At 75.1% G+C, this 11,652-nt stretch carries 18 protein-coding genes; 5 read left to right on the forward strand and 13 right to left on the reverse strand.

The features are described from left to right. Both ACSNOC_RS24720 and ACSNOC_RS24725 read left to right on the forward strand, forming a co-directional pair. On the forward strand, positions 1 to 711 hold a 711-nt coding region (locus ACSNOC_RS24720), incomplete at its 5' end, for a SpoIIE family protein phosphatase (RefSeq protein ID WP_436749777.1). 134 nt (positions 712 to 845) lie between these two features. Next, on the forward strand, positions 846 to 1,112 hold the full coding sequence (locus tag ACSNOC_RS24725; RefSeq protein WP_436749778.1) for a hypothetical protein: 267 nt from the start codon (positions 846 to 848) through the stop codon (positions 1,110 to 1,112). 54 nt (positions 1,113 to 1,166) lie between these two features. Here ACSNOC_RS24725 and ACSNOC_RS24730 read toward each other — a convergent pair whose 3' ends face one another. The 6 genes from ACSNOC_RS24730 to ACSNOC_RS24755 form a co-directional block, all read right to left on the reverse strand. Continuing rightward, positions 1,167 to 1,922 carry a GntR family transcriptional regulator gene (locus ACSNOC_RS24730; RefSeq protein ID WP_436749779.1) on the reverse strand — a complete coding sequence of 252 codons (756 nt, stop codon included), beginning with the start codon at positions 1,920 to 1,922 and terminating at the stop codon, positions 1,167 to 1,169. A 24-nt stretch (positions 1,923 to 1,946) separates the two neighbouring features. After that, positions 1,947 to 3,260 (reverse strand): homogentisate 1,2-dioxygenase, encoded by a 1,314-nt coding sequence (hmgA, locus tag ACSNOC_RS24735; RefSeq protein WP_436749780.1) that lies wholly within the window; start codon positions 3,258 to 3,260, stop codon positions 1,947 to 1,949. A gap of 60 nt (positions 3,261 to 3,320) precedes the next feature. Beyond that, positions 3,321 to 4,661 carry a hypothetical protein gene (locus ACSNOC_RS24740; protein ID WP_436749781.1) on the reverse strand — a complete coding sequence of 447 codons (1,341 nt, stop codon included), beginning with the start codon at positions 4,659 to 4,661 and terminating at the stop codon, positions 3,321 to 3,323. A gap of 209 nt (positions 4,662 to 4,870) precedes the next feature. Further along, the gene (locus ACSNOC_RS24745; RefSeq protein ID WP_436749782.1) at positions 4,871 to 5,332 is read right to left on the reverse strand and encodes a MaoC family dehydratase; all 462 of its coding nucleotides are present in this window, start codon (positions 5,330 to 5,332) and stop codon (positions 4,871 to 4,873) included. Between the two features lie 34 nt (positions 5,333 to 5,366). After that, positions 5,367 to 5,699, reverse strand: coding sequence for a DUF202 domain-containing protein (locus tag ACSNOC_RS24750; RefSeq protein WP_436749783.1), 333 nt, complete (start codon positions 5,697 to 5,699; stop codon positions 5,367 to 5,369). A gap of 174 nt (positions 5,700 to 5,873) precedes the next feature. After that, a complete protein-coding gene (locus ACSNOC_RS24755) occupies positions 5,874 to 6,272 on the reverse strand; it encodes a YidH family protein (RefSeq protein ID WP_436749784.1) in 399 nt (132 codons plus the stop codon). Positions 6,273 to 6,344: 72 nt separating this feature from the next. On the opposite strand from ACSNOC_RS24755, the gene ACSNOC_RS24760 reads away from it, so the two are divergent. From ACSNOC_RS24760 to ACSNOC_RS24770, 3 genes are read left to right on the forward strand one after another with little or no spacing between them, the layout of a single operon-like run. Continuing rightward, complete coding sequence (locus ACSNOC_RS24760; protein WP_436749785.1) at positions 6,345 to 7,112, forward strand: LamB/YcsF family protein; 768 nt, start codon at positions 6,345 to 6,347, stop codon at positions 7,110 to 7,112. After that, positions 7,109 to 7,741, forward strand: a complete 633-nt coding sequence (gene pxpB, locus ACSNOC_RS24765; RefSeq protein WP_436749786.1) for a 5-oxoprolinase subunit PxpB — start codon at positions 7,109 to 7,111, stop codon at positions 7,739 to 7,741. Before ACSNOC_RS24760 ends, pxpB begins: the two co-directional genes overlap by 4 nt. Further along, entirely contained in the window at positions 7,738 to 8,619 is an 882-nt protein-coding gene (locus tag ACSNOC_RS24770; protein ID WP_436749787.1) for a biotin-dependent carboxyltransferase family protein, read from the forward strand. The genes pxpB and ACSNOC_RS24770 overlap by 4 nt, the downstream gene beginning before the upstream one ends. An 18-nt stretch (positions 8,620 to 8,637) precedes the next feature. On the opposite strand, the gene ACSNOC_RS24775 is transcribed toward ACSNOC_RS24770, so the two are convergent. The 7 genes from ACSNOC_RS24775 to ACSNOC_RS24805 form a co-directional block, all read right to left on the reverse strand. After that, a complete protein-coding gene (locus tag ACSNOC_RS24775) occupies positions 8,638 to 8,934 on the reverse strand; it encodes a gas vesicle protein K (RefSeq protein WP_436749788.1) in 297 nt (98 codons plus the stop codon). Continuing rightward, positions 8,931 to 9,113 carry a gas vesicle protein gene (locus ACSNOC_RS24780; protein WP_436749789.1) on the reverse strand — a complete coding sequence of 61 codons (183 nt, stop codon included), beginning with the start codon at positions 9,111 to 9,113 and terminating at the stop codon, positions 8,931 to 8,933. Before ACSNOC_RS24780 ends, ACSNOC_RS24775 begins: the two co-directional genes overlap by 4 nt. After that, on the reverse strand, positions 9,110 to 9,913 hold the full coding sequence (locus ACSNOC_RS24785) for a GvpL/GvpF family gas vesicle protein (RefSeq protein WP_436749790.1): 804 nt from the start codon (positions 9,911 to 9,913) through the stop codon (positions 9,110 to 9,112). The genes ACSNOC_RS24780 and ACSNOC_RS24785 overlap by 4 nt, the downstream gene beginning before the upstream one ends. Next, complete coding sequence (locus ACSNOC_RS24790) at positions 9,910 to 10,257, reverse strand: gas vesicle protein (protein WP_436749791.1); 348 nt, start codon at positions 10,255 to 10,257, stop codon at positions 9,910 to 9,912. The genes ACSNOC_RS24785 and ACSNOC_RS24790 overlap by 4 nt, the downstream gene beginning before the upstream one ends. Then, on the reverse strand, positions 10,254 to 10,862 hold the full coding sequence (locus ACSNOC_RS24795) for an SRPBCC family protein (protein WP_436749792.1): 609 nt from the start codon (positions 10,860 to 10,862) through the stop codon (positions 10,254 to 10,256). The genes ACSNOC_RS24790 and ACSNOC_RS24795 overlap by 4 nt, the downstream gene beginning before the upstream one ends. Positions 10,863 to 10,876: 14 nt before the next feature. After that, positions 10,877 to 11,119: a gas vesicle protein GvpG gene (locus ACSNOC_RS24800; RefSeq protein ID WP_436749793.1), complete on the reverse strand. Its 243-nt coding sequence runs from the start codon at positions 11,117 to 11,119 to the stop codon at positions 10,877 to 10,879. A gap of 7 nt (positions 11,120 to 11,126) precedes the next feature. Next, positions 11,127 to 11,652, reverse strand: a 526-nt coding sequence (locus ACSNOC_RS24805; protein ID WP_436749794.1) for a GvpL/GvpF family gas vesicle protein, incomplete at its 5' end; no start/stop codon positions are given.

Raw genomic sequence — 11,652 nt, forward strand, 5'->3', positions numbered from 1 at the left:
GCCTTCCCCGCGACCGACCCCGACCCCCCGCTGGGCGTGGCATCGCCGCCCTTCGGCACCCACGACATCCACCTGCCCGACGGCAGCCTGCTGGTCCTCTACACCGACGGCCTGGTCGAAGTCCCCGGACAGGACATCGACGACGGCATGAACCACCTGACCCACACCCTGACCACGGCCCTGCACCAGGCCGCAGAACCGGAGACCCTGTGCGACACGGTCACCGCGGCCCTGCTCCCCGCCGACCGCCCCGTCACCGACGACACCGCCCTGCTTGTCGTCCGCACCCACGCGCTGCCCCGGGAGGCCATCGCCCGCTGGCCGTTGTCCGAGGACCCGGTCGCCGCCTCCCACGCCCGCAAACACATCCGCGAGCAACTGGCCGCCTGGGATCTGGAGGAGCTGGAGATGACCACCGAACTGATCGTCAGCGAACTGGTCGGCAATGTCATCCGCCACGCCACCGGGCCGGTGGCCCTGCGCCTGTTGCGCAGCCGGACCCTCATCTGCGAGGTCTCCGACGGCAGCCTGACGACCCCGCACATCCGCCACCCGTCCGTCACGGACGAGGGCGGACGCGGACTCCAGCTCATCGCCGCCATGACCACCCGCTGGGGCACCCGCTACACCGACACCGGCAAGTGCATCTGGACCGAACAGACCATCCCCGGCCCGCTCCGCCCCCCATCGGTCCGCGGGGGTTCGGTGTGAACAGGTGTCCCCGTGGTGTGCGTCAACGCCGTTGCGGGGAAAGGTGAAACGTGGGACCGGGATACCCATGCGTCCTTGAGGGGAGTTAGGGTTACCCTGCCCGGACCGGGTGTCGTTGTACGGGTGGGAGAGTCATGGAGCAGATAACAGTGCGGGGCAGGCCGCCACGGGTCCCTGCCATCACCTGCGGGACCGGCGCGAGCAGCTCGCGCCTCGACCGCCACCTGAGCGTGCTCTCCGGCCCCGCCGTGCCGCAGCGCCAGGCCGAGGAGGCCACGCTGTTGATGCGCGAGCTGACCAAGCGCGACAAGACCGGTGCCCGTCCGGCCCGGGGTGCGCGCGTGCGGCTGTTCACGCCGCTGCGGCGGCTGCGGCGCACGCTGCTCGGCGGGCGCGGTTAGCGGCGACGGAGACGGGCCGCCGGGCGGGACCGGCGGCCTTTCCGTGCGGGGGGTTCACTCGGGGGAGGCGTCCATGGTGACCGCGAAGGAGAACCGGTCGCCGCGGTAGTGGATGCGCGCGACATCCACCGCGCGCCCCTGTTCGTCGTACTCCACTCCGGTGATGTGCAGGATCGGGCTCAGCAGTGGCACCCGGAGAAGCCGCGCGGTCGGTGGATCGGCCAGCCGCGCCTGCACGGTGTTGGCGATCCGGCTCACGGTCACCCCGGCTATGTCCCGAAGCACCCTGGTCATGGGCCAGCGTTCGAGAGCCTCCGGGTCGATGCGGTCGGCCACCTCCGGGTGAAGCAGGTTCTCCGCCCAGTTGACGGGGTCGCCGGTGGTGCGGTCGTGGCGGAGTCTGCGGAAGCGGACCACCTCGCCCAGCCCCGGGAAGTGCTCGGCCAGTTCGGCCGGGACGGCCACCGGGCCGTGGTCGAGCAGGGTCGTCGTCTCGCCCGACTGCTGGGCCACGATGGCGTCCACGGAGCCCAGCAGCCGGACGGGCGCGCCCGGCCGGGCCGTTGGCTCGATGAACGTGCCCCGGCGGCGGAACCGGGTGATCAGACCCTCCGACTCCAGCTCCTTCAGGGCCTGCCGCATGGTGAGCACGCTCACCCCGTAGTGCTCGGCGAGCTGCTCCTCGGTGGGCAGCCGCAGCGGTGCCTCGGGGGAGCGGCCGAGGATCGAGGCGCGCAGCGACTGCGACACCTGGTACCACAGCGGCAGCTTCCGGTTCAGCTCGAGCGAGTCGGGGGCGAAGACGGTCACGGCGGTCGCTCCGGGTCGACGATGTTATGAGGGGAAGTTCCGCCTCAGACCCTCCCACACCTTGTCGTACCCGCGCTGCCGGTGCGCGGCGGCCGTCGCCTGGCCGGTGAGCGTCACCGGCCAGCCCGTCTCGAACATGAACGCCAGCCCCTCGTCGACCCGTTGGGGCCGCAGCTCGGCGGCGCTCGCGCGCTCGAACGTCTCCCGGTCGGGTCCGTGCGCGGACATCATGTTGTGCAGCGAGCCGCCGCCGGGCACGAAGCCCCCGGCCTTGGCGTCGTAGGTGCCCTCGATCAGGCCCATGTACTCGCTCATCACGTTGCGGTGGAAGTACGGCGGCCGGAAGGTGTCCTCGCCGACCAGCCAGCGCGGTGCGAAGACGACGAAGTCGGCCGCGGGCGCGGTCAGCACGGTGAAGATCGACGGGTCCGGATGGTCGTAGCTGATGGAGCCGAGCACGTTGAACCGGCGCAGGTCGTACAGGTAGGGCACGTGGGTGCCGTGCCAGGCGACGACGTCCAGGGGGGAGTGGTCGTAGTCCGCCGCCCAGAGGCCGCCGCAGAACTTGTTGAGGACCTCCACCGGGCGGTCGGCGTCCTCCTCGTAGGCGGCGGTCGGGGCGAGGAAGTCCCGTGGATTGGCCAGGCCGTTGGCGCCGATGGGGCCCAGCTCGGGGAGCGCGAAGGGGGCCCCGTAGTTCTCGCAGACATATCCGGCCGCCTCGCCGTCCGGCAGCTCGGCGCGGAACCGCACCCCGCGCGGGATCAGCGCGATTTCGCCGGGGGCGGCGCGCAGCGGGCCGAACTCGGTGCGCAGCAGCAGCGTGCCGCGCTGCGGCACGATCAGCAGCTCGCCGTCGGAGTCACCGAACACCCGGTCCGTCATGGGGGAGTTGGCGCGGTACAGGTGAACGGCCATGCCGGTGCGCCGGCGCGCGTCCCCGTTGCCGCCCAGGGTCCAGAGCCCGGCCACGAAGTCGGTGCCGGGCGGCGGCTCGGGCAGCGGGCCCCAGCGCATCCGGTTGGGGTCGGGCTCGGTCTCCTCGAACGGCGCCGAGCGCAGCGTGCCCTCCGGGACGCGGCGGAACGGCGGGTGGGCGGCCGAGGGCCGGATCCGGTACAGCCAGGAGCGGCGGTTGCGGGCGCGCGGCTCGGTGAACGCGGTGCCGCTGAGCTGCTCCGCGTACAGGCCCAGGGGCGCCCGCTGCGGCGAATTCCGCCCCTGGGGCAGCGCGCCCGGCACGGCCTCGCTGCTGTGCTCGTTGCCGAAGCCCGCCGAGTAGGCCGGTGCGGAGAACGGTGAGGAGACCGGAGCATCGTCCGTCCCGCTGGTGGCCATCGCGCACTCCCGCCGTCGAACCATTCATCTGTTCGACCATAGGAATCGGTGGGGCGCAAGTCAACGACCGGGCGCCGTCCTGGGGACCGTGCGCGTCAGCAGCTCCGCCACCCGCTTGCGGTTCCGGTAGGGCTGGAGCGCCTGGCGCATGTCCCGCAGCGCGCGCTCCGCGTCGCCCGAGCGCAACCGCTCCTGCGCCGCGAGAAACCCCTCCCACGCCGCGCACGCCTCGTCCAGATGCCCGGTCCGCAGCAGGAGCTGGCCGAACCGCGCCTGGGTCAGGGCCCGGCCCCGCACGTCGGCGGCGGCCCGCTCGCCCGCCGCCCGCCGCAGCGCCGCCAGCGCCCCCGGCAGATCGCCCAGCGCCTCCAGCACCGCCGAGGTCTGGAAGTGCAGCGCGGCCGGCGGATAGCTGTCGAACGGCGCCGCCGCGCTCGTCGCCCGCTCCGCCGCCCGCTCGGCGCGCGCCACGGCCGCCAGCGCGCCCCGCCGGTCGCCGCTCAGCCCGAGCACGACCGCGAACTGGGCCTGCACGTACGCCTGGTGCGCGGGCGGCGCGCCCCGGACGCCGTGGTGGGCGGCCTCCGCGAGCTGGAGCGCGGACGGCAGGTGGCCCAGGCGCTGCGCCTGGGCGCTCATCGCCCGCACCACCACGCTCCACGAGACCCGGTCGCCCGACTCCCCGGCCAGCCGGTGCGCGTAGGTGTAGTACCGCTGGGCGACGCCGTGCAGCAGCCCGTCCTCGTACATGCGGGCCAGCAGGAACGCCAGCCGCGAGGCCACCATCAGCAGCTCGCCGCGCGCCCGCCCGGCCGGGGCGGCGGTCAGCAGGGGGGTCACGTCGTCCGCGAGATACGCGGACAGGGCGCTGCGCGCGTGCCGTCCGCCGTGGGTGTCGATGGAGGCGGCGAAGAACGCCACCGCGTCGTGCAGGGCCGTGGTGTCCTCGGTGCGCCCGCCCAGGGGCCGTCCGGGCCCGGCCGTCGCGGCGGCGTCCGCCGCGGGCGGGGGAGGGCTCGGCACCGTGGCGTCGGCCACCCGGTACGGGCGCTGGTGCAGGGGCAGTCGCCGGGCGGCGTCCGCGTCGGTCCGGCACAGCGCGGCGAAGCCCGTGACGGGGTCGACGGGCGGCGCGTCGCGCTCGTGCGAGGGGAACCCGGCCGCCTCGGGGGCGACGGCTCTGCCGATCCGCCGGGACAGCGCCTCGGCGGCGAGCTGCGGCACGGGGTGCCTGGGCTGGGTCCCGGCCAGCCAGTGGGCCACGGCGGTGCGGTCGTACCGCAGGGCGGCGCCGATCTCCGTGCCCAGCGCGTTGACCGCGCGGGCCAGGGCCTCCTGGGTCCAGCCGGCCTCGGCGAGCAGGGCCCGCAGTTGGTAGTTCGGGCCGCGCCGGTTCGTCATGGTCCTGTGGTCTCACGCCGCCCCGCCGGGGCGACAGGGCGCACGGAGGCACAGAGTGCCCCTGATATGCCCCGCAGTCACACGATCGGGTTGCATTTCCGGAGATCAGTCGCCTTCAAGAGGTGCGCGAAGGATGACCGATTGACGCTGATCACATGAACGACCCCTGGATCTATGCCCTCGTCGCGCACCCGCCCCGGCGCACCGGCTCAGAAGTAGTAGCGCGTGACGCTCTCCGCGACGCAGACGGGCTTCGACCCGCCCTCGCGCTCCATGGTCACCGCCAGCACGACCTGCACGCCCTCGCCCGCGTCCGTGACCTCGGCGACCGCGACACCGGCCCGCACCCGTGAGCCGACCGGCACGGGGGCGGGGAAACGCACCTTGTTGACGCCGTAGTTCAGGGCCATGCGCACCCCCTCGACGCGCACCACCTGCGGTACCAGTACCGGCAGCAGGGCGAGCGTCAGATAGCCGTGCGCGATGGTCGAGCCGAACGGACCGGTGGCCGCCCGCTCGGGATCGACGTGGATCCACTGGTGGTCCCCGGTCGCCTCCGCGAAGAGGTCGATCTTCTTCTGACCGATCTCCAGCCACTCGCTGGTGCCCAACTGCTCCCCGGTGGCCGCGCGCAGCTCGTCCGGCGACGTGAAAATCCTCGGCTCCGCCATGGCCGTCAGCATACTCGCCGGTAGCCCCGGCGCGTCAGGCGGGAATGGCGAGCACCAGGGCGCCGACCAGCGCCGCGGCCACCACCACCCCGGCCGCCCCCAGCACCGTGCCGCGCGTGGGCGGCCCCGGCGGGCGGCCGGCGGCCAGCGCCTGGATACGCCGGTGCGCCAGCGCCAGGAAGAACACCCACAGCAGCGCGGCCAGCGCCACGGCGACGCTGCCCACCGCCCGCCCGCCGTCGGCGGTCACCAGCCCGCGCGCCGCCAGCACCACCACGAGCGCGAACGACAGCGTCGTGCGCCGCCACGCCAGGCGCGTGCGCTCTGGCTGCACCCCCGGATCGCGCCCGTCCCCGGCCCCGCTCACGGGGTCTCCGTGTTCGCTTCTCCGGCCACCGGGCGAAGGCGCGGGTCGAGTGTTATGCGGGGGCCGGTGGCCCGGCGTCCGTCGCTCACGAGGTTTCCTGGTTCGCTTCTCCGGCCGCCGGGCGAAGGCGCGGGTCGAGTGTTGTGCGGGGGCCGGTGGCCCGGCGTCCGTCGCTCACGAGCCGGCCCAGCCCAGCAGCACCGCGCCGATCACCAGCAGGGCGGTCAGCACCGTGCCCACCGCCAGCAGCGCCGGGAAGCGGCTGGCGGGCAGGTCCTCGCCGCGCCGCATCGCGCGCTCGGAGCGCACCCAGTGGTTGACGGCCCGGACCGCGCACAGCGCGCCGCCCGCCAGCAGCACCACGGCGACCGTGGTGCGCACCGCCCAGCGCAGCTCCGTCAGGAACTGGTCCACCGCGATCCCGCCGGCCAGCAGCGCCAGCGCGGTCCGCAACCAGGCCAGGAACGTTCGCTCGTTGGCAAGACTGAACCGGTAATCCGGCGTCGCGCCCTCGGCCCGCAGCCGTTGTGGAGAAAACCACAGCCGCACCGCCGCCAGCACCTGTCTGATCATGCGACGAGCCTAGGCGGATAGTAGGGTCGTCACCCACGCACGGGACGAGGGATACCGGGTGGCATGACGCCGATGACACACACAGCGTCGATCGATCTCAACGCCGACCTCGGCGAGGGCTTCGGCCGCTGGCGGCTGACCGACGACGAGGCCCTGCTGTCCGTCGTCACCAGCGCCAACGTGGCCTGCGGCTTCCACGCCGGGGACGCGCCCACCATGCGGCGGGTGTGCGCGATGGCGGCCGAGCGGGGCGTCGCCATCGGCGCCCAGGTCTCCTACCGCGATCTCGCCGGGTTCGGCCGCCGCGCCATGGACGTCCCGCCGGACGAACTCGCCGCCGAGGTCGCGTACCAGATCGGCGCCCTGGAGGTCTTCGCCCGCGCGGCGGGCTCCCCGGTGGCCTACGTCAAACCGCACGGCGCGCTCTACAACCGGACCGTGCGCGACGAGGCCCAGGCCGCCGCCGTCGCCGAGGGCGTCGCCCTCGCCGGAGGTGCCCTCCCCGTCCTCGGCCTGCCCGGCTCCCGCCTGCACGAGGCCGCCGCACGGGCCGGACTGCCGGTGGTGGCCGAGGCGTTCGCCGACCGGGCCTACACCGACGACGGCACGCTGGTGCCGCGCGGCGAGGACGGCGCCGTCGTCACCGACCCCGGCGCGGTCGTGGCGCGCTCGGTCGGCATCGCACGGGACGGCGTGGTGACGTCGCGGAACGGCACCCGCATCGCCGTCACGGCACGCTCCCTGTGCCTGCACGGGGACACCGCCGGGGCCCAGGACCTGGCCCGCCGGGTCCGCGAGGCGCTGGAGGAGGCCGGGGTCGCGCTGGAGCCGTTCGCATGAGGCCGGTCCCCGTGGGGGAGCGCGCCCTGCTGGTGGAACTGCCCACCGGCGAGGACGCCCAGGCCCTCCACGCCGAACTGCTGCGGCGCCGGGCGGCGGGCACCCTTCCGCCGGTCGAGGAGATCGTGCCCGCGGCCAGGACCGTGCTGCTCGACGGCGTGGCCGACCCGGGCGGGCTGGCACGGCTCCTGACGGACTGGGAGATTCCGCCGCTGACCGCCGACGACGCCGGGGCGGTGGAGATCCCGGTGCGCTACGACGGCCCCGACCTCGCCGACGTGGCCGCGCTGTGGGGCGTCGCGGCGGAGGAGGTGGCGCGCATCCACACCGGGACCGCGTTCCGCGTCGCGTTCTGCGGGTTCGCCCCCGGCTTCGGCTATCTGACGGGACTGGACGAGCGGTACGCCGTGCCGCGCCGCGCCACCCCCCGGACCAGGGTGCCGGCCGGTTCGGTCGGCCTGGCCGGCCCGTACACCGGCGTCTACCCGCGCGCCTCGCCCGGCGGCTGGCAGCTCATCGGCACCACCGACGCGGTGCTGTGGGATCCGGCCCGCGAGCCCGCGGCGCTGCTGACCCCGGGCACCCGGGTGCGCTTCACCGCGGCGGAGACGCCGGAGCGGACGCCGTGACCGACCGAGCGGTCACCGTGGTGCGCGCGGGCCCGCTGACCACCGTTCAGGACCTCGGCCGCGCCGGGCACGCCCACCTGGGGGTGCCGCGCTCCGGGGCCCTCGACCCGGCCGCCCACCTGCTGGCCAACCGGCTCGTCGGCAACCCGCCGACCGCGGCCGGCCTGGAGACCACGCTCTCCGGCTGCGCGGTGCGGCCGGACCGCGCCGTGACGGCGGCGGTCACCGGCGCCCCCTGCCGGGTCACGGTCGACGGGCGGCCCGCGCCGTGGGGCGCGGCCGTGCGGGTGCCGGCCGGGGCCGTGCTCGACGTCGGCCCGGCCACCCGGGGTGTGCGCGGCTACCTGGCCCTGGCGGGCGGCGTCGCCGTCGAGCCGGTGCTCGGCAGCCGCGCCACGGACCTGCTGTCCGGGCTCGGCCCGGCACCGCTGGCCGACGGCGCGGTCCTGCCGCTGGGCGCGCCGGCCGGGCCGCCGCCCCCGCTGGACGTGGCGCCGCAGCCCGCGCCGCCGCGCGAACTGGTCCTGCGGCTGCGGCTCGGCCCGCGCCACGACTGGCTCACCGACGACGCCCCGCGCACCCTGGCGACGGGCCGGTACCGGGTGTCGCCCGCGAGCAACCGCGTCGGGCTGCGCACCGAGGGCCCGCCGCTGGTCCGGGCCCGGGAGGAGGAGCTGCCGAGCGAGGGCATGGTGCTGGGCGCCGTGCAGGTGCCGCCGGACGGCCATCCGCTGGTGTTCCTCGCCGACCACCCGACCACCGGCGGCTACCCGGTCGTCGGCGTGGTGCCCGCCCCGGACCTGGCCGCCGCCGCCCAGGCCGTGCCCGGCACGCCGCTGCGCTTCGTGCCGCTGCGGCCGAGGGCGGGGGCGGCGTAGGAGTGGGGGCCGCGGGCCTCACCGCGCGCCGGGCGGCGGCAGCAGGGGCCCGAGGGGGCCGAGGTCCAGGTTCAGGTCCCCTGGGCTCAGGTCGTAGCGCGCGCACAGGTCGTCCATGCGCTCCGCCAGCAGCATCAGGGTGAGGCCGATCCGTTCCTCCTGGTCCTCCGTCAGGTCGCCGTGGTCGACCCGGCGGAGCGCCTGGCGCTCCATGAGCTGCCGCAGCAGCTCCACCACGGTCAGCACCAGCCGCATCAGGTCGCGTTCCACCGTGTCGCGGTCCAGCTCGACGCGTCCGCCCGCGCGGCCCGTCATGCGGCGGCCTCCCCGGAGACGGAGGTGATCAGCGCCCGCAGGTCGACGCGGACCAGGTCCACGTCGGCGATGCTCAGCGTCACCTGGCCTGCCAGCACCACGCCACCCGCCAGCAGCCGGTCCAGCAGGTCGACCAGCGCGACCTGGCGGGCGGCGGGCGGGACGGACTGCCCGGTCACCGGGACACCGCCCTCTCGGCGGCCCCGGCGCCGGCGGCCTCCGCGAAGGAGTACGGCGCCCACGGGCCGGTCAGGCTCAGCCGGAACCCGGACAGCCGTCCCGCCAGCTCGCCCGCCAGCGCGCAGAACGCCCGGCCGTCCTCGCGGCGCACCAGATAGGCGCCGTTGAGCAGGTTCTGCCCGTGCTCGCCGGAGAGGCGGGCGTCCTGCGGCGGGTGCAGCCGGGCTCCCTCCGCCGCCCCCGCCAGCGCGTCGTGCACCGAGCGGACGGCCTCCTCCGCCTCGCGCCGCGCGGCGTCCTCGGCCAGCCGCAGACGGCCGCGCTGCCGCAGGTAGTCCCGGCCGGAGGCGGGCCTGGCCGCCGGGGCCGCCGGAGCGGGCGGCGCCGCGGCGGCCGGGTCGGCGTACACCTTGACGCCCCACTCGACGCGCCCGGCCAGGCGGTCCAGCGCGGCGGCGAACCGCTCGCGGTGGACCGTCAGCAGCCGCCGCACCCCGGTCTCGTCGCGGCAGACGGTCGCCAGCCGCAGCGGCAGCACGCCGCCGGCCGTGGCCAGGCCGTCCACCACCCGCTGGTGGGCGCGCGCCGTCCGCTCCAGCCAGGCGAGGTCCTCCAGGTGCTCCCGCAGCGGCTCCTCGCCGAAGTCCCGTGCCGGGACCCGGCTGACGACGGCCGCCAGCCCGGCCTCCGCCACCGTCGCGGGCTCCGTGTCCCGCACGCCGCGCAGTCCCTCCGGCAGCGGCCCGGCGCCGCCGCGCGTGACGGCGTAGACGTACCACAGGTGTCCGTCGTCGCTCATGGGGTGCTCTCCTCCCGCCTCTCCAGGGCGGCGACGCGCTCGCGCAGCCGCTCGTTCTCCTCGGCCAGCTCCCGCGGGCCGTGCGGGCGGGCGCCGGACGAGAGCGACGGGTCGTGCTCCCACCAGTCGATGCCCATCTCCTTCGCCTTGTCGACGGAGGCGACGAGCAGCCGGAGCTTGATGGTGAGCAGCTCGATGTCGAGCAGGTTGATCCGGATGTCCCCGGCGATCACCACGCCCTTGTCGAGGACCCGTTCGAGGATGTCCGCCAGGTTGGCGCTGCCGCCGCCCCCGGCCGCCAGGCCGGGCGGGCCGTACGGTCCCGACACGGCCGCCGCCGTCATGACGTCGTGCCTCCGCCGTTGCCGCCGCCGCCCGTGCCGCCGCCGACCGCGTCCTCGTGGCCGGTGACGACCTCGCCGTCCGCGATCTCGCCGCGCCACTCGCCGGTGGCCTCGCCGCGCAGCATCACGAACCGGCGGAAGTTCTTCAGGTCCAGCCGCGCCCGCCGGCCCTGGGCCCGCCACAGTGCGCCGGTCCGCTCCAGCAGGCCCTGCGGCTGGTACTCCATGACGAGCAGGACCCGGGTGAGGGTGTCGGTGAGCGGATGGAAGGTGACGACGCCCCGGAGCGTGCCCCGGCCCTCGTCGGTGGTGGTCCAGGCGATCCGCTCGTCCGGTATCTGCTCGGTGATCCTGGCCTGCCAGGTGCGGGTGACGCCCATGACCCGGGCCCGCCAGGTGGTGGTGGCGTCGTCCTCCTGCTCGACGTCCTCGACGCCGCCGGTGAAGGCGCCGAACTCCTGGAACTGCGTCCACTGGTCGTACGCCACGCGCACCGGGACGCCGATGTCGATGTCCTCCACGACGGTGAGGGTGCTGCCGCCGTTCTGGGTGATCCTGTCCTTGAGGCCGGCGGCCGTTCTGCCGGTGATCTCCGCGAGTTTCACGATGTTCTCTCCTGTCAGCGTGTCAGCCAGTCGTGTGCCGGGTCCAGGCGGTCCAGCAGCTCGTCCTCCCGGCGGTCGAACTCGTCCTCGTCGATGAGGCCGTTGGTCAGCTCCTCCTCCAGCGCGGCGAGTTCGCGCTGCACCACGGCCGGGTCGTAGTACTGGCGCTCGGCCTCCGCGACCACCTGTTCCAGCACCCAGCCCGTGCCGCGCGCCGGGGCGAGGGGCAGCAGCAGAAGCTCCTTCAGCAGGCCCATGGCCGCCTCACGCGGCCTCTACCGGCTCGGTCCGCACGAAGCTGTACGGCGGCAGCGGCCCGGTGACCCGGATGTCGAGCTGCGGGGTCGCGGCCCGCAGCTCCTCCAGGGCGGCGAGGAAGCCCGCGGCCTCGTCGCGGCCCACCAGGAACGACAGGTTCACCACCCGGTCCGCGCCCTCGGGGCCACGGCGGTGGTGCTCGGCGTAGGTGGCGAGCGCGTACTCGACCGCCTTCGCGTCCTGCAACTGGTGGTTGCGCACGGCGTCCGCGACGAGCTGCCCGAGCCGCAGCCGGTCCTGGTACGTGGCGCCGCCCTCGGTCCTGGTCGCCTCGTTGAGCTTCCTGATCTCCGGGTTCTCGGACAGGATGCCCCGCAGCAGGACGTCCTCCCGGTGCAGGGCCTTGACGTTGTACTCGACGCGGTCCGCGATCGTCGCCAACTGGTCCCGGTAGAGGTCGGCGTGGGCGACCCGCCGCGCCCGGTACGCGTCCTGCGGGAACACGCCACGGCGGCCGTCGTCAGCGACTGCC

It is taken from the genome of Streptomyces sp. URMC 129 (assembly GCF_051386415.1).
Classification (GTDB): domain Bacteria; phylum Actinomycetota; class Actinomycetes; order Streptomycetales; family Streptomycetaceae; genus Streptomyces.

Coding starts and splice junctions, on each gene's coding strand:
- ACSNOC_RS24755 (WP_436749784.1), bottom strand. CDS start 6,272: ATGATCAGACAGGTGCTGGCGGCGGTGCGGCTGTGGTTTTCTCCACAA.
- ACSNOC_RS24725 (WP_436749778.1), top strand. CDS start 846: ATGGAGCAGATAACAGTGCGGGGCAGGCCGCCACGGGTCCCTGCCATC.
- pxpB (WP_436749786.1), top strand. CDS start 7,109: ATGAGGCCGGTCCCCGTGGGGGAGCGCGCCCTGCTGGTGGAACTGCCC.
- ACSNOC_RS24800 (WP_436749793.1), bottom strand. CDS start 11,119: ATGGGCCTGCTGAAGGAGCTTCTGCTGCTGCCCCTCGCCCCGGCGCGC.
- ACSNOC_RS24745 (WP_436749782.1), bottom strand. CDS start 5,332: ATGGCGGAGCCGAGGATTTTCACGTCGCCGGACGAGCTGCGCGCGGCC.
- ACSNOC_RS24775 (WP_436749788.1), bottom strand. CDS start 8,934: ATGACGGGCCGCGCGGGCGGACGCGTCGAGCTGGACCGCGACACGGTG.
- ACSNOC_RS24760 (WP_436749785.1), top strand. CDS start 6,345: ATGACACACACAGCGTCGATCGATCTCAACGCCGACCTCGGCGAGGGC.
- ACSNOC_RS24790 (WP_436749791.1), bottom strand. CDS start 10,257: ATGACGGCGGCGGCCGTGTCGGGACCGTACGGCCCGCCCGGCCTGGCG.
- ACSNOC_RS24785 (WP_436749790.1), bottom strand. CDS start 9,913: ATGAGCGACGACGGACACCTGTGGTACGTCTACGCCGTCACGCGCGGC.
- ACSNOC_RS24740 (WP_436749781.1), bottom strand. CDS start 4,661: ATGACGAACCGGCGCGGCCCGAACTACCAACTGCGGGCCCTGCTCGCC.
- hmgA (WP_436749780.1), bottom strand. CDS start 3,260: ATGGCCACCAGCGGGACGGACGATGCTCCGGTCTCCTCACCGTTCTCC.